The 19,233-nt window shown below is 59.3% G+C and carries 16 protein-coding genes; 9 read left to right on the forward strand and 7 right to left on the reverse strand.

Annotated features, from left to right (window positions below):
• The first annotated feature begins 9 nt into the window (after window positions 1-9).
• Window positions 10-1,098, forward strand: coding sequence for a nucleoside hydrolase (locus tag FFI16_RS12760; RefSeq protein ID WP_138817530.1), 1,089 nt, complete (start codon window positions 10-12; stop codon window positions 1,096-1,098).
• Between the two features lie 72 nt (window positions 1,099-1,170).
• Here the strand turns inward: FFI16_RS12760 and FFI16_RS12765 are convergent, their stop codons facing one another.
• Window positions 1,171-2,592, reverse strand: a complete 1,422-nt coding sequence (locus tag FFI16_RS12765; protein WP_138817529.1) for a PLP-dependent aminotransferase family protein — start codon at window positions 2,590-2,592, stop codon at window positions 1,171-1,173.
• 132 nt (window positions 2,593-2,724) lie between these two features.
• On the opposite strand from FFI16_RS12765, the gene FFI16_RS12770 reads away from it, so the two are divergent.
• From FFI16_RS12770 to FFI16_RS12785, 4 genes are read left to right on the forward strand one after another with little or no spacing between them, the layout of a single operon-like run.
• Entirely contained in the window at window positions 2,725-3,201 is a 477-nt protein-coding gene (locus tag FFI16_RS12770; RefSeq protein ID WP_138817528.1) for a carboxymuconolactone decarboxylase family protein, read from the forward strand.
• Window positions 3,191-3,634 carry a GNAT family N-acetyltransferase gene (locus FFI16_RS12775; RefSeq protein WP_138817527.1) on the forward strand — a complete coding sequence of 148 codons (444 nt, stop codon included), beginning with the start codon at window positions 3,191-3,193 and terminating at the stop codon, window positions 3,632-3,634. The genes FFI16_RS12770 and FFI16_RS12775 overlap by 11 nt, the downstream gene beginning before the upstream one ends.
• Window positions 3,631-4,224 carry an FMN-dependent NADH-azoreductase gene (locus FFI16_RS12780; RefSeq protein ID WP_138817526.1) on the forward strand — a complete coding sequence of 198 codons (594 nt, stop codon included), beginning with the start codon at window positions 3,631-3,633 and terminating at the stop codon, window positions 4,222-4,224. Before FFI16_RS12775 ends, FFI16_RS12780 begins: the two co-directional genes overlap by 4 nt.
• A 59-nt stretch (window positions 4,225-4,283) precedes the next feature.
• A complete protein-coding gene (locus FFI16_RS12785) occupies window positions 4,284-5,429 on the forward strand; it encodes a MalY/PatB family protein (protein WP_138817525.1) in 1,146 nt (381 codons plus the stop codon).
• Between the two features lie 37 nt (window positions 5,430-5,466).
• Here FFI16_RS12785 and FFI16_RS12790 read toward each other — a convergent pair whose 3' ends face one another.
• Entirely contained in the window at window positions 5,467-9,801 is a 4,335-nt protein-coding gene (locus tag FFI16_RS12790; RefSeq protein WP_138817524.1) for a hypothetical protein, read from the reverse strand.
• A 251-nt stretch (window positions 9,802-10,052) separates the two neighbouring features.
• Between FFI16_RS12790 and FFI16_RS12795 the strand changes: the two genes are divergently transcribed.
• Window positions 10,053-13,403: a hypothetical protein gene (locus tag FFI16_RS12795; RefSeq protein WP_138817523.1), complete on the forward strand. Its 3,351-nt coding sequence runs from the start codon at window positions 10,053-10,055 to the stop codon at window positions 13,401-13,403.
• Window positions 13,404-13,462: 59 nt separating this feature from the next.
• On the opposite strand, the gene FFI16_RS12800 is transcribed toward FFI16_RS12795, so the two are convergent.
• The 3 genes from FFI16_RS12800 to FFI16_RS12810 form a co-directional block, all read right to left on the reverse strand.
• Entirely contained in the window at window positions 13,463-13,678 is a 216-nt protein-coding gene (locus FFI16_RS12800) for a molybdopterin-binding protein (RefSeq protein ID WP_003173733.1), read from the reverse strand.
• Window positions 13,679-13,828: 150 nt separating this feature from the next.
• Complete coding sequence (locus FFI16_RS12805; RefSeq protein WP_138817522.1) at window positions 13,829-14,749, reverse strand: FecR domain-containing protein; 921 nt, start codon at window positions 14,747-14,749, stop codon at window positions 13,829-13,831.
• Window positions 14,746-15,264 (reverse strand): sigma-70 family RNA polymerase sigma factor, encoded by a 519-nt coding sequence (locus FFI16_RS12810; protein ID WP_138817521.1) that lies wholly within the window; start codon window positions 15,262-15,264, stop codon window positions 14,746-14,748. The genes FFI16_RS12805 and FFI16_RS12810 overlap by 4 nt, the downstream gene beginning before the upstream one ends.
• A gap of 173 nt (window positions 15,265-15,437) precedes the next feature.
• Between FFI16_RS12810 and FFI16_RS12815 the strand changes: the two genes are divergently transcribed.
• Window positions 15,438-16,403 (forward strand): threo-3-hydroxy-L-aspartate ammonia-lyase, encoded by a 966-nt coding sequence (locus FFI16_RS12815; protein WP_138817520.1) that lies wholly within the window; start codon window positions 15,438-15,440, stop codon window positions 16,401-16,403.
• The gene (locus tag FFI16_RS12820) at window positions 16,400-16,780 is read left to right on the forward strand and encodes a RidA family protein (RefSeq protein ID WP_138817519.1); all 381 of its coding nucleotides are present in this window, start codon (window positions 16,400-16,402) and stop codon (window positions 16,778-16,780) included. Before FFI16_RS12815 ends, FFI16_RS12820 begins: the two co-directional genes overlap by 4 nt.
• Here FFI16_RS12820 and FFI16_RS12825 read toward each other — a convergent pair.
• Window positions 16,768-17,394: a transcriptional regulator gene (locus FFI16_RS12825; RefSeq protein WP_056859857.1), complete on the reverse strand. Its 627-nt coding sequence runs from the start codon at window positions 17,392-17,394 to the stop codon at window positions 16,768-16,770. The two genes, FFI16_RS12820 and FFI16_RS12825, sit on opposite strands and share 13 nt — an antisense overlap.
• 70 nt (window positions 17,395-17,464) lie before the next feature.
• On the opposite strand from FFI16_RS12825, the gene FFI16_RS12830 reads away from it, so the two are divergent.
• Window positions 17,465-18,568 (forward strand): DSD1 family PLP-dependent enzyme, encoded by a 1,104-nt coding sequence (locus FFI16_RS12830; RefSeq protein ID WP_138817518.1) that lies wholly within the window; start codon window positions 17,465-17,467, stop codon window positions 18,566-18,568.
• Window positions 18,569-18,576: 8 nt separating this feature from the next.
• Here FFI16_RS12830 and FFI16_RS12835 read toward each other — a convergent pair whose 3' ends face one another.
• On the reverse strand, window positions 18,577-19,044 hold the full coding sequence (locus FFI16_RS12835; RefSeq protein WP_138817517.1) for a GNAT family N-acetyltransferase: 468 nt from the start codon (window positions 19,042-19,044) through the stop codon (window positions 18,577-18,579).
• Between the last annotated feature and the right edge of the window lie 189 nt (window positions 19,045-19,233).

The following is a 19,233-nucleotide window of genomic DNA, read 5'->3' on the forward strand; positions in this document are numbered from 1 at the left end:
TGAATCACCATGCAAGGTTTTCTTAAAAGCTGCGCGTTGCTTGTCGCCGTCGGCCTGTGTGCCGGTACTGCGCAGGCAGCGCAACCGGCGCCGGAAAAAGTCATCTTCGACACCGACTTCAACGTGCTTAATGATGACGGCCAGGCCTTTATCATGCTCGCGCAGTTGCACGCGCAAAAACGCATCCAACTGCTGGGTATGACGCTGGTGAGCGGCAATGCCTGGGTCGACCAGGAGCAAGTCGACGCCCTTAAGGCGGTAGAGCGCATGGGCGTGGAAAAACAGGTCGGCGTCTACTCCGGCGCCGCCTACCCGTTGCTGCATGACTACGCCACCTACGCGGCAGAAAAAGCCCTGTTTGGTTCGGGCTGGCCGGGCGCGTTCAAAAACCCTCGCCCGACTTCACCCTCGCAACTGGTTGCGCCACCGGATGGCCTGGCGAAGCACACCCAACTGCGCAGTGAAACCGCCGCGCAGTTCATTGTGCAAAGCGTCAGGGCCAACCCGCACCAGGTGACGATTCTGGCGGTCGGCCCGCTGACCAATATCGCCCTGGCGATTCGCTCGGCGCCTGACATCGTGCCGCTGATCAAGCGCATCGTGTACATGGGCGGTGCCCTGGAGATTCCGGGCAACACCACGCCGGCGGCGGAATTCAACTGGTGGTTCGACCCGGAGGCCGCGAAGATTGTGTTGCGCTCACCCATCGAGCACGTGATTTTCCCCAACGATGTGTGCGAGAAAGTCACTTTCGACAAATCGGTGTACCAGCGCGTGATAGCCCACAAAGGCGCGATTGCCGACCTCTACACACACGAGTTCGGGCCGCTGTTCGATAAAGACCCGAGCTACCACAGCTTTACCTGGGACAGCTTGCCGGCGCTGTTTCTGGTGAGCCCGGAGATCGTGACTGAATCTCGCGACCTGTGGGTGGATGTGGACGCCACGTTCGGCGCCGACTACGGCCGGGCGCTGGGCTACAAAAAAGACGCGCCGGTGGGCACGCAAAAAGCCAAGGTGGTGTTTGGGGTCGATCAGAAGCAATTCTGGGATGGTTACGTCAACCTTGTAACGTTGCCAACACCCGTCAAACCCTGACGGTTTAAAGCTGAACACGATCTAAATGTGGGAAATGTGGGAGCGGGCTTGCTCGCGAAAGCGGTGGGTCAGTCAGCCTGTTTGTGACTGATGTACCGCTTTCGCGAGCAAGCCCGCTCCCACATTTGGTTTTTGACATGCCTGCAGTATCTGCAGCAGCTTCACTGCCAGATCATTGGCCTGTTCCGCCGTCGCCACATTGGTAAAGCCCATCAACAACCCCTGCCCACCTCCCGGCTCAAGGGTCCAAGACGACAAGGCGTTAACCGCCAGCCCCGCCTCATTGGCGGCTTCGGCAACCACGCGATCCGCAACAGGCACCAGCAACCGCGCCAACAAATTAATCCCCCCGGCCTGTTCATCCACGCGTAAAAAATCCGCGCAATGCAGTTGCAGCGCCGTCACCAAAAAGCCCCTTCGCAGCGCATACAACTGGCGCATCTTCTTCAAATGCCGGGTGAAGTGGCCCTGCTCGAGAAAATCCGCTGCGGTCAATTGCAACAACTGCGCACCGCGCTGCTGCAAGGCCTCGGCGCTGCGCCCAAACACCTCCACCAAGGCTGCCGGCACCACCAGATAGCCCAGGCGCAAGCCCGGAAACAGCATTTTGCTGAAGCTCCCGGCATGGATCACTCGGTCGTGCATATCCTGGCTCTTGAGCGCCGCCAATGGCTGGCCCTGGTAGCGAAACTCACTGTCGTAATCATCCTCCAGCACCCAACTGCCCTGCGCGTGCGCCCAGGCCAGCAAGGCCTGGCGCCGCGTCAGGCTCAACGCCACACCCAGCGGGCTCTGGTGGGCCGGCGTCACAATTGCCAGCCGTGCTTGCCGATCTCGATGGATGCCCTGCTCAACATCCAGCCCGTCACGGTCGACCGGTACGGGCACCAGTTCAACCCCTTGATGAATCAACAACTGCCGTGCATGCACATAGCCCGGGTCTTCGTACCAGCAGCGCTGCCCGGCCATTTGCAGTGCATCGCACAACAGCGTCAGCGAGCCGGCATAGCCCGAACAGATAAACACCTGCTGGGGCGTACACTCCACGCCCCGGTACAACGCGAGATAACTGGCAATCGCCACGCGCAATGCCTGGGCGCCGCGCACATCGCCCATGGCCAGGCTGTCGGCGTCAGTGCGGCGTACCTGCTGGGTAACCAACCGCGCCCAGAGCTTGCGCGGGAAGGCATCCAGCGCCGGCTGGCCCATTTGCAAGGCCGGCGGCGCCGATGTCGGCGGCGGTGCGGGCGGCTGGGGCTTCATTGCCACCTGTGGCAATGTCCGCGCAATCACGGTGCCCGCCTGCCCACGCGCCTCGAAAAAACCCTCGCTGACCAGCAACTGGTAAGCCGCCTCCACGGTCCCGCGGGCGATCTTGAGTTCCAGCGCCAGGCTGCGCACCGACGGCACCCGATCACCGGGGCCGAGTTGGCCCTGGTCGATGGCCAGGCGGAAGCGGCGGTAGATTTCCTGATATTTGGGCAATGACGACATCACAAGGGGCTCGGCAGGACGACAAGGTGGAGTCTGATCATGTCCCAACCCACTTGTCCAATCATGCCCCTGTCGAGCGACCCTGCCACCACCGAAAATGGCGCATCTCTTAACGCAACCCAAGGATCCCCCATGAAGCACCGTCTCGATTACGGCAACGCCGCCCCTGCTGGTTACAAGGCCCTGGGCGCCGTGCACAGCTATGTACATGGCTGTGGCCTGGAAAAAGAACTGATTGAACTGGTGTACCTGCGGGTTTCGCAACTCAATGGCTGTGCCTACTGCCTGGATTCCCATTCCCGCGACCTGCTCAAGCAAGGCGTGAGCCTGGAAAAGATCATGCTGCTGGCCGCCTGGCATGAAGCCTTGCCGCTGTTCACCGTGCGTGAACAAGCCGCCCTGGCCTGGGCCGAAGTGGTCACCCAGGTGGCGCAAACCCACGTACCGGACGCCGATTACGCCGCCGTGGCTGCGGTGTTCAACGAAAAGGAAATCGCCGACCTGACCCTGGCCATTTCCTTGATGAACGCCTTGAACCGCGTGGCCATCAGCTTTCGCAAAGTACCCGCGGCGATCAAGGCGCACCTGGAGAACCTCAATGACCAGTGAGCCCATCGAATTCGCTTTAATGGAAACCGAGGCCGACTGCGTTGCAAGCTTTGCGGTGATGCAGCAACTGCGCCCGCACCTGACCGACGCCGCCAGTTTCGCCGCGCAGGTTCAGCGCCAGCGTCAGAACGGCTATCACCTGCTGGCCGCGCGTGAACACGGCAAGGTCGTTGGCCTGGCTGGCTACCGCCTGACCGAAAACACCCTGTACGGCGAGTTTATCTACGTCGATGACCTGGTGGTGGACGCCACCCTGCAGCGCCGCCGCCTGGGCGAGCAGTTGCTCGACCGGGTCCGCGCAGAAACCCGCGCACGGGGTTATCGTTACCTGGTGCTGGACACCGGCCTGCATATGGCCCTGGCCCAGCGCTTCTACTTCCGCCAAGGCCTGCTACCGCGAGGCATGCACTTTACCCAGGACCTGAACCAATGACCCGCGCCCTGCTCCTCAGTTTCAGCCCCCACGGCAAGGCCGCACAGACCTTCAAGCTGGCCCGTGCCTTGCTCAACGACCTGGTGCCTGGCGCCGACGTCATCGAGCGCGACTACGGCAGCCAGGCGCTGGCGCCGCTGACCCGTGAATACGCGAACGCACTCACCACCCCTGGCGGCTTGAGTGGCAGCGCCACGGCGTTGTCGGAACAACTGATCGTCGAACTGGAAGCCTGCGACCTGTTGATCGTCTGCACGCCGGTGCACAACTTCACCGTACCGGCAGCGCTCAAGATCTGGATCGACCATGTGGTGCGCATTCATCGCAGCTTCACCATCAATGCGCAGTTCGAAAAAGTCGGCCTGCTCAAGGACCGGCGCACCTTCGTGCTGGTCAGCAGCGGCAATGCGCGCAAGGGGCATGAGCCGGACTTTCTTACACCTTACATGACCACCATCCTCTCTACGGTGGGGATCCACTCGGTAGATTTTGTGTATCTGGGCGCCATGGTGAGGGGTGAAGAAGCGGTCGCCCGGGCGGTAGAGCAGGCACACCGGCAACTGTCGGCGACAATCAGCACTGGCCTATAAAATTAATGGCGCTAGAATCAGCGCCATTCTTGCACCTGCCTCCCTGATACGAGCCACCCATGAGCTTTGATTTCGACACGATCCACCCCCGCCAAGGCACCGGCAGCACCAAGTGGAACCGTTACCCGCAAGACGTTCTGCCGATGTGGATCGCCGACATGGATATCGCCGCGCCACCCGCCGTACTGCAAGCCCTGCATGCGCGTCTCGACCAGCAGGTCCTCGGCTACAGCGTGGCGGGCGCGGATGTGCGTGAAGCGATCATCGCAGACCTGTGGGCCAAGTACGCCTGGCGCGTGCAGCCTGAAGAGTTGCTGTTCCTGCCCGGCGTCGAGCCCGGCTTCAATATGGCCCTGCACGCGTTCGTACAACCTGGCCAACCCGTGGTGCTGCAAACCCCGAACTACCGGCCGATCCGCCTGGCACCCGGCCACTGGAACCTGCCGCGTATCGAAGTGCCGTTTGAGTTGATCAATGGCGAGTACCTCACGCCCATGCGCGCCATGCGCCAGGCGCTGGAGGGTGCCGGTGCGCTGCTGCTGAGCAACCCGCACAACCCCGTGGGCAAGGTCTTTACCCGTGAAGAACTGTTGGCCGTGGCCAACGCCTGCGTGGAAAACGGTGCACTGATCATCAGTGACGAAATCCATGCCGAGCTGTGCTTTGACGGCCGTCGCCATATTCCCACCGCCAGCCTCAGCCCCGAGATCGCCCAACGCACCATCACCCTGATGTCCGCGAGCAAGGCCTATAACGTCGCCGGCCTGAAGACCTGCTTTGCCGTGGTGCAGAATGCCGAGGTGCGCGAGCGCTTCAACAATGCCCGTTGCGGCATGGTCGACAGCGTCAGCCCGTTGGGCCTGGAAGCTACCCGCGCGGCCTACAGCCAGTGCAGCGAATGGCTGGATGCGCTGGTGCAGTACCTGCAAGCCAACCGTGACTACCTGCTGCACGCCGTGCAAACCCGTTTGCCCGGCGTGGTGATGCACGCGCCACAAGGCACCTACCTGGCCTGGCTCGATTGCAGCGCCCTGGGCCTTGCCGACCCGCAGCAGTTCTTCCTGGAGCAGGCCAAGGTCGGTCTGAGCGCAGGCATTGAGTTCGGCGATGACAGTCAGCAATTCGTGCGCCTGAACTTCGGTTGCCCACGATCGATGCTCGAAGAGGGTTTGCAGCGCATGGAACGCAGCTTGCGCAACCGCTGAAACCGACGGGCACCGTCACGGTGCCCGTCAGCCCTTTTCACGCCTTGGGCGCCTCGACTTTCAAGCTGCTCACTTGCACGACACGGCTGGATGAGCCCGCTTGGCGCGGGGCGTTGATGGTCATCATTACGCCATCGTTGGTGATAAATGTCACCAAGGCTTTATCGCCGTTAGAGTCATCGGAAAACGCGTTCTTGATCACAATTTTTTGCAGGTGTTGGTCCGTTTCACCGATCAGGTTTACAGACAAATCCCCTGACGATGAAACATTCCAGCCAGAGACTTGCGCAGCGCTATAGTCCAGCCTGACAACACTGGGGCTCGGGTCTGTGATGGTCACACCCATGTAGTTCTTGTTAATGATGTAGGTATTGGACCCACCCTCTCCAAAAACATCGGCGCCGCCATTTACTACGATAACGTTTGTGCCCTTGCCGGTGTAAAGGACATCGTTATCTCCATTGAGCGTAAATAGATTGTTCTCGTCGTTACCTTGAACAACGCTTTCGCCCTTTTCAACCGTAACGACATTGGAGAACGACTGGACATGGGCGATTTTTTTAACCCCATGCGTGTTCGAATTCTCCGTTTTTATCGAAACGGTATTGGTTTTCAGGTTGATGACATGCCCCAGGTATTGCGCTGTTTTTTGCGCACCGCCCTCGGTATAGGTCGTGCTCAAGGGGCCGGAAAACGTCAGTGTGTTATGGCCACCACCACCCTCGAGTGAGGTTTGCCGCGGGCTGAAGCCTGCGTTCTCGGTTGCAAGAACTTGTTGAGCTTGTTCCAGTACCTGACGCGCATCGGCGTTAAACACAACCGTATCGTCCGCTTCACCGCCGTTAATACCTTTTTTGCCGCCGCCCAACAGGAAAAAGTTAGGTTTATTTTCCATACCAGTGGCCCAATCATCGCCATCACCCAAATCCCAAAGCGTCGCCTTGGTTGACCCTTGCTCGCCTTCCACTGCGTTGACCGGCTTGTCGTTCCAGGACTTGTAAGGGCTTGCAATATGGTCGTTGCCGCCCGTTACGCGGGCCTGCGCCACTTGGCCTGGCACGTTGATCAGGTTCAACAGCAAGCTGGAGATATTCCACCAGAGTCTAGGGGTCAGCGGGACCTTCCCCGGCACCTTTGTGACCTCTACGTCAGCAGACCCAAATACAACGCGCTCAAAATGCTCCTTGCCCTCGCCTTGCAAAAATTCTTCATAACGGGCCTTGTTTTGCGTCACATACTCCTTGGCGTATTTTGCTTCCAAGTAGGGTTTGATAACGCTGAAACCCGGTTCAAACCCTAAAAATGATTTCAGGCCGACATTGAATTTTTGCCCACCCGTGAGTGGAGTATGTGTATCAATATCTTCAACGGTGCGCACCGCCGAATAGATCGCTTGAGAAGCCATCAAAACCCCGGCAATGGCCAGACCCACCGGACCGGTGTTACTTGCATTGGCCATAAAGGCAGCGCCCAGGGCGATTGAAGTGGCGGCATTGGTGACTGCGAAAGCACCATTGACATAGTGATCCTGGGCCTCTTTACCTGTGCTACTACCGGCTTTTTTAAACGAGTCGACGGCGTTGTAGGCGTCAAAAGGAATACTGATGACCACGCCGACGCCTTCGCCGGCCTTGCCAATTATCTTTCCGATACTGGAAGACCGGAAGCCGATTACTGTCGGTGCGGCATTGACGACAGCCTTCTGCGCCAGCTTGTTCATACCTATTTCAATACCCATGCCGACATAGTCGCTGGTCACGGCGCCAAGGCCTATACCGCCGAGCGTGGTGTCGCCACGCTGCAGGGCTTCTATGGAGCTGCGCAACCCTTGAAAAGTACTGAAGGCTTGAAAACCAAGCCCGCCAGAAGTAGTTGCCCCGCTTGACTGGCCGGCTACTGGAGCAGAAAAAAAGTTGCCAGGAACAGATATCTTGTTTTTGGAAAGCGCCTTTATTGCCTCGTGATGCATAGGCAAATCGCCTAATTGTGCTTCCAGCGAAGTGGGAAGGCGCTTGACACCATCGTCGCGCATCAAGGGTGGGGCTCCAGGCCCTCGCTGAATCGCGATTTCAGCGACAATCTCCGTGACTCGCTCACCGACTTCGGGCGTAGTGCCTTTTACATACGCCTCAAAACAGCCGTAATCGATTTGTAACTTGCCGGCCAGCCTCTTGCCATCCGGGTCGTTAGCCAACGCATTCTCGATCGGCTTACCCTGAACACGAGCGCCCATTTTGTACAGGTCAACACGGCTGATTTCAGCTTCACCGACACGCAGCGGCGGTTGCGTAGCATCAAGCTGCCGCAGGCGCTCCACTGTTTGATTGTCGACAGTGGCTGCGACTGAATTTGCAACCGAGGGTCGCGCCGGAGTTGACACAGTCGCCGCGGCAACAGGCTTGGGCTGCAAAAGCGTTGTTCTCAATGAGTCAACATCGCTGTCCAGCGCTCCATCGTAGATACGCGCGGTGAACGCCTCGTCAACAAAGTCCTTGGGGCTGCGGCTTGCCAATGTGCCAAGCTTTGCACCGACTTCATTGACCGACTGTTTACTGTTTATCAGCGCCATATAAGAGTCAGGATTGACATTGTATTGGTAGAGACCCGCCAATTTACCTACCATAAACGCCGCTTGCCGGGCGGCGGTTGAATCGCCACCACTGTCTCGCGCCTGATGAGCAACACGGTCCGCGACGCTTGCTTCGCTGGCCGCAGGCGTGGCGAAAAAGTCATCGCCGACCACCAGTACAGGAGGCTTGCCCAGGAACAGTTGAGTTTCGGCTTGAGCACCAGGCTTGGCGATATCGACCCTGATCGGGCCATCTTCAAAGCCCGTGAGCCCGGACGGGCTGGCCTTGATTTTTGCGAATGCTGCACCCAGCCCATCGACAACCTGACTGACGTTTTTTTCGTCAACCTGGCCATGTACCGATAACACCAGTCTCCTGCCTTCCACCCTGACCACGTCTATGTCGGTGTCAGGGTCCAGGCGTTTTTGGGATAGCCCCGCTCGACGAGACTCCATCTGTTCAAACACCAGTGGATAGCCAACCGGTGCCGCGGCTTCGCTAATGACGCGCGTTAGCTTGCGCTCCAACTCCCTCAACGTGGGGGCAGCCGGTGAGTCCGAATTACCGGACAAGTAATCGATAATCGACTCGCGTGTTTCGCACGCGCGTGCAAATTGTTTAATGCCGTGGGCACTGTGTACGTCGTCCAAGCCGTCGAACACCTTCGCAAGTTTGGCCGCCTCCAGGCCGACCGGCGTGGAAACCTGTTTGCGCAAGTCTTCAGTACTCGGCAGTAAACGACTTTCGATCAATTCATGTGCAGTGTCTTTTGCACTCAACGGCCGTTGGAACAGCGCTTGAAAGCGCCCGAGGTTGTCTACTATGAATGAACTGCGTCCGGGTTTAAACTCACCAATTCTGAAGTGAGGATCTTTCCGAGTGCCTTCCAAGCGAGTATGAAAGTCAGATAACTTAGTACTTGTGAATATAATTTTGAGACCCTTCTCAAAGGCTTCCTTAGAAGAAAACTCAACGTGCCCGGCATTAGGGTCGTAGTAGTGATAAGTACGATTGTTATCTGAATGAACGCTAACAGATACTAAAAAAGCGTGGGCTTCGCTTTGCATCAGCAACGTCTTAGAGGTTTTTGCGCTGGCCAGTTCGGGCACGACAGTTGAATAAGAAGCCATTCGTGTATGGGCAGGATCAAAATAAACGCCTGCGACCTCTACATCGGCGTGGAGTTCTGCAATTGTATTGATAAACGCTTGCGCTTCAGGTGCCGACGGATTGGCCATCGCACGGTACATATTATCCATAAAGATATGCTGCTTACCCTGTGCAATGGCGGCCGCCATGGCATATGAAAGCCCAGCACACTTTCCGCTGCTCAGGTCTGCAACCAGCGTGGCGTAGTACCCCTGGGATATCGGCCTAAACTGAGCGCCTTCCTGAGGCATAGCCTGGCTGAATCGTTTGACGTAATCCATGCTTGTCGCGATTAACCGTCGATCAATTTTTCGTTGCAATGCGCCGAATTGCTTTGGCGTCAAGTCGGTATTTGCACCCAACTGCTCCAACTCACTTTGGCTCATGGAGGGTGAATAGCCAGGTATAACTAACGATAAATCTGAATCATAACCGCTGGTAAAAGCGGTACTGTCTGAGTTCCTGATCCTTTCGGCCTTGACATAAAAACGCGCAGTGGCAAGCCATCGCTGCATTTCATCAGAACTTAACACAGATTGCGCTGGCGACTCCGAAGCACGCTTTACCCGCTTTACCGAGCCCGACTCACTTTCATGACCCAATGTGCTTGCCGATAGCGCTTGCAACTTATTGACAGTCGAAGTTACTTGCATAGACACCCCTGATAACACCACAGAATATGTGAACGATGAAAACATTCAATCTAACTATAATTAAAAATCCGCCTATACGACTTTTCCTAGAAAAATGAAAATAGTGCTGAACCCAATTTCAACAGGCGTATCGAGTGCGTCACCAGCCCTGATGCACTGTGCATTTCACAATTTTTCGCAACGGCCTCCACTGCCCTGCTGTTACTGTTTTTGCCGACCCGTCCCACCGGCAACAGCAGGAGTTCCATGGCATGTCGACCCAGCCGCTTGATCGCTCGTCCGAGCCCAAAAGCCTTCCGCGCACGCCATCAACATCGGGCGAGGCGTTTGCTGTGTTGCTCAAGAACAGCGCTCATAAAAAAGTCGAAACCCATGACAAGCCGCCATCGGGGCTCGATGCGAGCAAAAAAGACGGTTATGAACTCGCCGCCAAGGACGCCACGCCGCCTGCGGGCCTGGCCGGCTACAAGGCCATCGGCCCGCCGGATGAGGTGGGTCCTGGGCTGATTCGTTATGAAACCCAGGACGGCAAGAAGGTCATCGTCAGCGAGCACGACAGCCCGGAGTTGTTCAAGCAGGTCAGCCAGGACTTCAAGTCACTCTCGGGCGTGGTCGCCAGCCAGAACGCCGGTTATCAGAGCCTGGGCGCCGACGGCACGGCGCCGGGTGCGCTGGCCGATTACAAAGCCCTTGGCCCGCCAGATGAAACCGGCCCCGGCGTGATCCGCTACGAGACCCAGGACGGCAGCAAGTTCGTGATCAGCCAGCGCGACAACCCCGAGGCGTTCGAAAAAGCCAAGGAGGCCTATGAAAGTTTTACCGGCCTCTCCAGCAGTGAAGATGCCGGTTACCGTCGCGCCACCGACAACGAAGTCTGGCCACCCTACGGCGGCACGGCGGTAGGCCCGGTGGACGAAGTCGGCCCCGGGCTGATCCGCTACGAAAGCAACGGCGAAAAAGTCGTCGTCGCCCGTGAAGACAACCCCAAGTTGTTCGACTACCTGGCGGGCCTCAACGCGGTGTACTCCGACCCCGGCAAAAAAGCCGTAATTGAGGGCGAACTTAACAACGGTGCAGCCCTGGCTGACGCCAACACGCCCGTACCGGGCCTCAACGACTACAAAAACTTCAGTTGGAACAACGACCAGAAAGACAGCGTCCTCACCTACGAACTGCAGGATGGCACCAAGGTGGTGGTGTCTGCCGACATCAGCCCTGAGCTGTTCAAAAGCGTGGCCACGGCCAACGACACCTGGGCCAAGATCCACACCAGTGAAGACGCCGGCTACAAACTGGCCGGGCCGAATGACTTCCTGAAAAATACCGACATCACCTTCGGCTCTCCCGATGAGCTGGGTGACGGCCTGATCCGCTATGAAACCAGCGAAGGCAAGGTCATCGTTTCCAAGGAACTGAGCCCGCAGCTTTACGATGACGTGCTGGCCAAATGGGAAGCCTTCAGCGCCAGTTCCATCGACGACACCCGCGCCAAGCACAACCTGCCCAAGGCCGGTGACCTGGATGTACTGAACATGGACACCGGCGTGCATTCGGACCCCAAGGACGACAAGTCGCCGACCATGAGCGTCAGTGAGTTGGCCACCACCCAACTGATCGACACCTACCGCGCCGGCGTCAAGGACGGCTCGATCCCCAAGGATGACCCCCGGGCCAAGCTGGTGCGCGCCCTGGAAGCCCAGGCCGCGTACCAGAACGGCCATGGCATCACCGGCTATGAAGAAGCCAAACGCCCGTTCAACACCACCTGGCGCGAGTCGGATGACAAGCAGACCGAGCTGAGTTCGGCCGACATGCACGACATCATCGACGGCAAGGCCGTGCAAAAGCAGATCGGCGAGCTGTTCAACGACCCGACCATCCAGGCCGACTACAAGTCGAAAATGGACGACGCGCTCAACAAGCTGCCGAACAAGGATGAGGTCAAGCAGAAGCTGCTCGACCTCACCGCCAACCCCGACTACGTGCTGTACCTCAAAGACCTGCAAGACCAGGGCAAGGCCAGCGACGCGCAAAAAGACTTGAGCGATACGCTGACTTCGCTGTCGCTGTTCGATCCCGAGGCCGCCAGCAAGGCCGCGCAGAATATCCAGGCCGACGGTTTGACCACTGACCTGAATGCGATCCTCTCGGACCCGAGCAAAATCTCCGACGACAACAAGGAGCTGGCGACCAAGGACCTGTTCGGCCTGCTTAAAGGCGTGCTCAAGGGCAACCTGCTTGACCTGCCACGCCGTACCCAGGAAACCCTGGAAAAATTCCTCAACGAGGGGCTGCAAGGCAAGGAGAAATCCGCTGGCGTTACCAAGGCCCTGGAAGAACTCGGCGATGTCTACAAGAACAGTGGCACCATCAGCGAAGCCGACGTCAAAAAAGCCCTGAGCAAACCCTACATCGCCGTGGCGGATCGCGGCATGCTCGGCGAGGTGTTCAACACCCTCAACAGCAAAGGCATTCTCGGCTCCTTGGGCGCCGGTGTGACGCTGTTTTCGGCGATATACCAACTGGTGGGCAAAGGCGGCAAACTCGGCGAAACCCCGGCGCAGCGCATGAGCATCGCCAAGGACTTTTTGAGTTTTGCCGGTGGCGCCAGCCACTTCGTGCGCCTGGGTGACAAGATCGGCGAGACACTGGGCAAAGGCGGCCTGGTGAACTTCCTGGGCCTGGATAAAACCTTGCCGGAAATCTGGGGCAAGGAAGGCGTGACTGGAAAAATGCTCGATTTCGGCCCTGGCGGCGAAGTCGACGCCAAGGTCAGCAAGGAAATTTCCGCGGCCCTGGATGCCGTGCCCGACAGTCAGTACGACGGCATCGGCAAGTTGTTCGGCGAGGGCGACACGGCGGTCAAGCAAGCCACCGATGGCCTGGCCACGCACCTGGATGATGGCCTGGCTGCCGCCGGTGCAGCCAAGTTGGGCGCGTCCAAATCCGCGAAAATCGCCGGTTCCGTGATCAAGGTGCTCGGCCCGGCCACGGACATCGCCGGGGGCTTTGCCGATATCGTGCTCGGCGCACTGGCAATCAAGAGCGGCATCGCCAGTAAAGACCCGCTGGCCCAGGCGGCCGGCGGCCTGCAAGTGGCCGGCGGTGCGTTCGGTGCCTCGGCCGGGGTACTCGGCGCGGCAGCACTGTTTGGCGCAGGCACGGCAGCGGCATTGACCGGGCCGTTGTTCCTGGTCGGCGTGGTGCTGGCGGTGGTGGGTGGGATCATCGGCTACTTTGTCGACCACAACAAAAAGCAGAAGGCTACCAACGCGGAAAACGATTGGTATCGCGGTTTGGCCAACGACGGTTTATTGCAAAACGACTGGGCGGAAAAGGTCGAGTACGCCCATTACGAAATCCACCACTACCACGGCCGCGACACGCCGACCGATGACAGTATCTTTCGCTTCCAGCAGTCGGAATGGCAGCACTTCGAGGAGACGCCCGGCAAAGGCGGCTCCTCGAGCAATCGGCTGGATGGGGATTTGCACAAACACTACGAAGACCCGAACACACCGCCGAAGAACTTGCCCAGCGATGCGCCACCGGATAAACCGCAGCCGCACCAGCCAGGTGGTGGTGGCCCGCGCATTAACTGACGAGGCATAGAACAAAATGTGGGAGCAAGCCCGCTCCCACAGGTGGAGTGTGGCTGGGCTTACAGCTTGGCAATCGACACTTCAGTCGACTTCACAAAGGCAATCACTTCACTGCCCACTTTCAATTCCAGATCACGCACCGAGCGGGTGGTGATCACTGATGTGACGATGCCGGACGCGGTTTGCACATCAATTTCGGACACCACTTCCCCCAGCAGAATTTCCTTGATTACGCCCTTGAACTGGTTGCGCACGTTGATCGCTTTAATGGTCATGTCGGCTTTCCTTTTGGCTGTTGGGTCAATCCGCACGAATGCGCAGGCCCTCAAAATGCGTTATCGGCACAAACATTAAAAGGAATATATAACTCTTTATTTATTCGATATGGATATATATGCGCAATTGGCCCGCGCACGCCGCTGGATCTACGCCAGGGCTCGACTCAATGTCACCCAGTAACGCGTGCGCGCTCGCACTTCAAACCCTAGAGTCCGGGCCAGCAGCGTGAGGATGCGGTCGGTGTCATCCAGGCGAAAGCTGCCGGTGACCCGCAGCGTTTCCAGGCTCGGGTCCCAGCGCAACACGCCAGGGCGGTAACGCTCCAGTTCGCGCAGGAAGTCGCCCAAGGGCTGATCCTGCGCAGTCAGTACGCCGTCGCGCCAGTCCAGTTGCTGCACATCAAACACGGCCGTTTCGGCCAGGCCCTGAGGCTTTAATGACGCTTGCTGACCGACGCTCAAAGTCGCCAGTTGCCCGCTACGATCACGCACCTGCACCGCGCCCTTGAACACCGACACGCGGCAACCGGACGCCAATTGCCGCACGCACACTTCGCCCTGGCGCACCTCAACCTGGCCGTAGCGCGTGTACACACTGATCGCCGCTGCGCCCGGTACCGTCAGCGCCAACTCGCCGTCCACCAGCGTAATGCGCCGCTGTGCCAGGTCAACATCCACCGCCGTCGCCGTATTGAGTTGCAGGCTGCTGCCATCGGCCAATGGCAAGCGTTTGCGCTCGCCGGTGGCGGTGTGCAAATCAGCCCGCCACGCCTCAATGGGCAACTGCCGGCTGATCAACCAGGCAGTCGGCACCAGCGCCGCCACGCCCAAGGCCCGCTTGAGCAACGCACGCCGCCCCGCCTGCGGACGGTCGAGGCTGGCCATTGCCACGGCCTGGGGCAAGTCATTGAAGCGCTGACGCAGCGATTGGGCTTTCTGCCAGGTCTGTTCGTGCTGAGGGTGGCTGTCGCGCCAAGCCTGCAAATTGGCGTGATCACGTTCGGTTGCCGCGCCGGATTCCAGCAGCGCCAACCACTGAGCCGCAGCACGCGCCACGTCGCGACTCAAAGGTCCACCATCAGGCAATGTTCATAGGCCTGGGCCATGTAGCGCTTGACCGAGCGCTCAGAAACGTCGAGCCGCTCGGCAATCTCGCGATAGCCCAAGCCTTCCAACTGGCTCCACAAAAACGCGCGGCGCACCATTGGCGGCAAACCGTCAAGCAGCTCATCCAGGGCGTGCAGGGTTTCCAGCAGCAGCCAGCGTTGCTCCGGCGAGGGCACGCAGGTTTCAGGCAAACTCGCCAGCGCCTTCAGATAGGCTTGCTCAAGGCTGCGGCGCTGGTGAAAGTTGGCCAGCAAGCGCTTGCCGACGGTCACCAGATACGCCCGTGGTTCCTGCATCTGCGCAATCGGCTGGGCACTGGCCAGCACCCGCACAAAGGTGTCCTGACTCAGGTCCGCCGCATCCCAGGCATTGCCCAGGCGCCGGCGCAGCCAGCTTTCGAGCCAACTGCGATGGTCGCGGTACAAACTCGACAAGGTCAGTTCGCCAGCGTGGGTCGGGGCAACAGCATCAGTCATAGCAAACAACCTGCGCGGCGCGAGTGAGTCTCAAATGAGATTCATTCTATTTAATATCGCTGCTGATCACCACGCTCTTTTCAATATCGTGTTTATGCCCAGGGTGACAAACCAGACTTTACTATTTGTCTTTATATGGATATTTTATCCATATTCGCCCACGAGGTCCGCCCATGCACTTGCCTGACTACTCAGATGTCATCGCCGCCGCCCAACGCCTGCAAGGCTTTGCCCATCAAACGCCAGTGTTTACCTCGCGCACCCTCGACGCTGAAACCGGCGCCCAGGTGTTCATCAAGTGTGAAAACCTGCAGCGCACCGGCTCGTTCAAGTTTCGCGGTGCGTTTAATGCGCTCTCGCAGTTTGACGCGCAGCAGCGCAAGGCCGGGGTGGTGGCGTTCTCCTCCGGCAACCATGCCCAGGGCATTGCGCTGGCCGCGCAATTGCTCGGCATGCCGGCGACCATCGTCATGCCCACCGACGCACCCGCCGCCAAGGTCGCCGCCACCCGGGAATATGGCGCCAGCGTAGTGCTGTATGACCGCTTCAACGAGGACCGTGAGCAGATCGGCCGCACCCTGGCGGTGGAGCATGGCATGACGTTGATCCCGCCTTACGACCACCCCCACATCCTCGCCGGCCAAGGCACGGCCGCCAAGGAACTGTTGGAATTTACCGGGCCGCTGGACGCTTTGTTTGTCGGTCTGGGTGGTGGCGGCATGCTCTCGGGCACCGCGTTATCGACCCGTGTACTGGCACCCGATTGCCAGCTGTTTGGTGTTGAGCCCCAAGCTGGCAATGACGGCCAGCGCTCGTTTCAAACCGGCAGCATCGTGCACATCGACACCCCGGCGACTATCGCCGACGGTGCGCAAACCCAGCACCTGGGCAACTTCACCTTCCCGATCATCCGCGACAAGGTGACCGACATTCTCACCGTCTCCGACGCGCAGTTGGTGGCCGCGATGAAGTTCTTTATGCAACGCATGAAAATGGTGGTCGAACCCACCGGCTGCCTGGGCCTGGCGGCGTTGCGCCAGCTGGACGAGCGGTTCAAGGGCCAGCGCGTGGGCATTATCGTCACTGGCGGCAACGTCGATATCGCGCGCTATGCCGCGTTGCTCAGCGAGGCACCATGAACATCATCCACACCGAGGCCGCCTCGCAACCTGCCGGGCATTACTCCCAGGCCGTCAGCCACGGCGACACGCTGTATATCTCCGGGCAATTGCCGGTGAGCCCGCAGGGTCGCCATAACCTTGAAGCATCGTTTGCCGAACAGGCCCAGCTTGCGCTGGCTAATCTGCTGGCCATCCTGAAAGCCGCCGGTGGCTCGCCCCAGGATCTGGTGAAGGTCACGGTGTATGTGGCCGGGGTGCAGCACTGGCCGCAATTCGACCGTATTTACGCCGCCGCGCTGGGCGAGCACCGCCCTGCCCGCGCGGTGGTGCCGGTGCCCGAGTTGCACCACGGCTATTTGGTGGAGATTGAAGCGGTGGCGCGTTACTTGGCGTAGGTGTAGACCGCCGCACGGGACACGCCCAAGTGCGCCGCAACGGTCTCCATGGCCCGGCGAATGTCCATGCAGCCCGAGTCTTTGAGCTCTTGCAGCAACAGCCGTCGGTCCGCCGCCTTGAGCGCACGCGGCGTGGTGGCCAGGCGCGCGGCGAACTGGTCGATGCGGGTACGAATCACATCGGCGCCGGACGGCTCCAGGGACTCTATAAGGGTGTCGCCGGTGACCGAGCCAAACTGCTCAAGCATGCCCTGCAGGCCACGAAACAGTGAGAGGTCGACGTTCATGCACAAGGCCGCGACGTACTTGCCGCTGGTGTCCTTGATACCAATCGAGGTGCTTTTGACTTGGCGGCCATCGGCGAACTGATTGCGGTAATTGGCAATGATCTGCGGGTAGTCAGGGTCGGCAATCCGCGCCAGGCCCAACTCGGTGGTCGGGTCGCCCGGCGAGCGCCCGGAGAGGTTGTTATGGATCGCCAGGATCGCCTGCTGCGGGTCGCGCAAATCGTGCAGTACCACCTCGCAGAACGGGCTAAAGGTTTTGCTCAAGCCTTCGGCAATCTGTTCGAGCTGGCTGATCAGGGTGGTTTCTTCGGGAGAGGTCTTTTTCATGCAAGACAACATATCCAGTCCTGGACAGGCCGTCAATTTGGCCGCTGTCCGCCCTAGTGGAGCTTCAACCATGGACACCCCAGCGGCATTGCTAGACTGCGTGAAAATGCAGCGCAACATCCAGCGCATGCAACAACGCGCCGACCATTTGGGCGTGCACCTGCGCCCCCACGTCAAAACCCACAAGTGCGCCGAAGTGGTGGCCGCGCAGATAGCGGCCGGTGCCCGTGGCATCACCGTATCAACGCTTAAGGAAGCCGAATACTTCTTTGAACTGGGCATCCAAAACATCCTCTACGCCGTCGCCATGGCCCCGCACAAGTTGCCCCAGGCCCTGGCGCTGCGCCGCCGGGGTTGCGCGCTGACACTGATCACCGACAGCCTCGCCGGCGCCCAGGCGCTCGTCGATTTCGGCAGCGAGCAGGCTGAAACCTTTGCCGTGATGATCGAGATTGACTGCGACGGCCACCGTTCCGGGGTCAAGCCGCAGGATCCGCTATTGCTCGACATCGCCCGCTTGCTCGGTGACAGCCTCGTCGGCGTACTGACCCATGCCGGGGAAAGCTACGGCCTGGATACGCCTGAAGCATTGCAGGCCATCGCCGAACAGGAACGCGCACGCTGCGTTGAAGCGGCGCAACGTATCCGTGCCGCCAGGATGGCCTGCGATCAGGTGAGTGTCGGCTCCACGCCTACCGCATTGTCGGCCGTCAGCCTTGAGGGCGTGACCGAACTGCGCGCGGGTGTGTACGTGTTTTTTGACCTGGTGATGCACAACATCGGCGTATGCCGCATCGACGAACTGGCCTTGAGCGTGCTGACCACAGTAATCGGCCATCAAGCGGAAAAAGGCTGGATCATCACCGACGCCGGCTGGATGGCCATGAGCCGCGATCGCGGCACGCACGCGCAAAAACGCGACTTCGGTTATGGCCAGGTGTGCGATGAGCACGGGGTGTTGATCGACGGCTTGCTGTTGAGCAGCGCCAACCAGGAGCATGGCGTAGCGCGGTTCGAAGCGGGTGGCGTGGATGTGGTGGCGCAATTTCCGCTCGGTACGCGCCTGCGTATTCTGCCCAATCATGCGTGCGCCACGGGGGCGCAGTTTGGTAGTTACCACGCGGCGCTGCACACGGGTGAGGTGCAGATCTGGGAGCGGCTGCGTGGTTGGTAGGCCAGCCGCTAAAGATCGAGCTCCATCTTGATAATCTCGATGGACACCGGGCTTTTGCCTCGGCTGAAGGTGCCCTCGCCGACCTTTTGAAAGCCGAAAGCGGCATAGAACATTTCGGCGTTGAGGGTCGATTCCAGATAGGCCTTGGCGTGGCCGGCGTTCTTGATGCGCTGCAAGGCTTCATTCAATAAGCGTGCGCCAATGCCCAGCCCTGCGGCATCGCCGCGCACGAACAGTTTGCTGATTTCATTCCCGTCGATTTCGATAAAACCCTGCAGCCTGTCGGTGTGTGCCAGCCACAGGTTGCCGGCGGCGATGGCCTCGCGGTAGGTCGCCGGTGAGCGGCCGTCGAGCCACATGGCGATCTGGTCGGGACCGTAGTCACCTGTGCAGAGTGTTTCGACGGAGTTCCTATGCACCTCGAAGAGGCTTTGCGCGTCTTCCAGCAGGGCGGATCGGATCAGTAATTTTTTCATTCCCTTGAAATTCCACCGTCACTCAATGAACCCAGGCTTTATAGCTCAATGGGCGCTGTGCCGCGACCCAAGACCGCACATCTTGTGCGTTGACCTGTTTTGTTACACACAATATAGTGTGCCCACAAGCACAAACCACCACTACATAGTGTGCAGTATCGGTATTTACCGACCACACTCTGCGCAGTA

It is taken from the genome of Pseudomonas sp. KBS0710, assembly GCF_005938045.2.
GTDB lineage: Bacteria > Pseudomonadota > Gammaproteobacteria > Pseudomonadales > Pseudomonadaceae > Aquipseudomonas.

What these genes read in the sequence shown, in the direction of transcription:
- FFI16_RS12760 (WP_138817530.1), top strand. Translation starts at nt 10, where the DNA reads ATGCAAGGTTTTCTTAAAAGCTGCGCGTTGCTTGTCGCCGTCGGCCTG.
- FFI16_RS12765 (WP_138817529.1), bottom strand. Translation starts at nt 2,592, where the DNA reads ATGTCGTCATTGCCCAAATATCAGGAAATCTACCGCCGCTTCCGCCTG.
- FFI16_RS12770 (WP_138817528.1), top strand. Translation starts at nt 2,725, where the DNA reads ATGAAGCACCGTCTCGATTACGGCAACGCCGCCCCTGCTGGTTACAAG.
- FFI16_RS12775 (WP_138817527.1), top strand. Translation starts at nt 3,191, where the DNA reads ATGACCAGTGAGCCCATCGAATTCGCTTTAATGGAAACCGAGGCCGAC.
- FFI16_RS12780 (WP_138817526.1), top strand. Translation starts at nt 3,631, where the DNA reads ATGACCCGCGCCCTGCTCCTCAGTTTCAGCCCCCACGGCAAGGCCGCA.
- FFI16_RS12785 (WP_138817525.1), top strand. Translation starts at nt 4,284, where the DNA reads ATGAGCTTTGATTTCGACACGATCCACCCCCGCCAAGGCACCGGCAGC.
- FFI16_RS12790 (WP_138817524.1), bottom strand. Translation starts at nt 9,801, where the DNA reads ATGCAAGTAACTTCGACTGTCAATAAGTTGCAAGCGCTATCGGCAAGC.
- FFI16_RS12795 (WP_138817523.1), top strand. Translation starts at nt 10,053, where the DNA reads ATGTCGACCCAGCCGCTTGATCGCTCGTCCGAGCCCAAAAGCCTTCCG.
- FFI16_RS12800 (WP_003173733.1), bottom strand. Translation starts at nt 13,678, where the DNA reads ATGACCATTAAAGCGATCAACGTGCGCAACCAGTTCAAGGGCGTAATC.
- FFI16_RS12810 (WP_138817521.1), bottom strand. Translation starts at nt 15,264, where the DNA reads ATGACTGATGCTGTTGCCCCGACCCACGCTGGCGAACTGACCTTGTCG.
- FFI16_RS12815 (WP_138817520.1), top strand. Translation starts at nt 15,438, where the DNA reads ATGCACTTGCCTGACTACTCAGATGTCATCGCCGCCGCCCAACGCCTG.
- FFI16_RS12820 (WP_138817519.1), top strand. Translation starts at nt 16,400, where the DNA reads ATGAACATCATCCACACCGAGGCCGCCTCGCAACCTGCCGGGCATTAC.
- FFI16_RS12825 (WP_056859857.1), bottom strand. Translation starts at nt 17,394, where the DNA reads ATGAAAAAGACCTCTCCCGAAGAAACCACCCTGATCAGCCAGCTCGAA.
- FFI16_RS12830 (WP_138817518.1), top strand. Translation starts at nt 17,465, where the DNA reads ATGGACACCCCAGCGGCATTGCTAGACTGCGTGAAAATGCAGCGCAAC.
- FFI16_RS12835 (WP_138817517.1), bottom strand. Translation starts at nt 19,044, where the DNA reads ATGAAAAAATTACTGATCCGATCCGCCCTGCTGGAAGACGCGCAAAGC.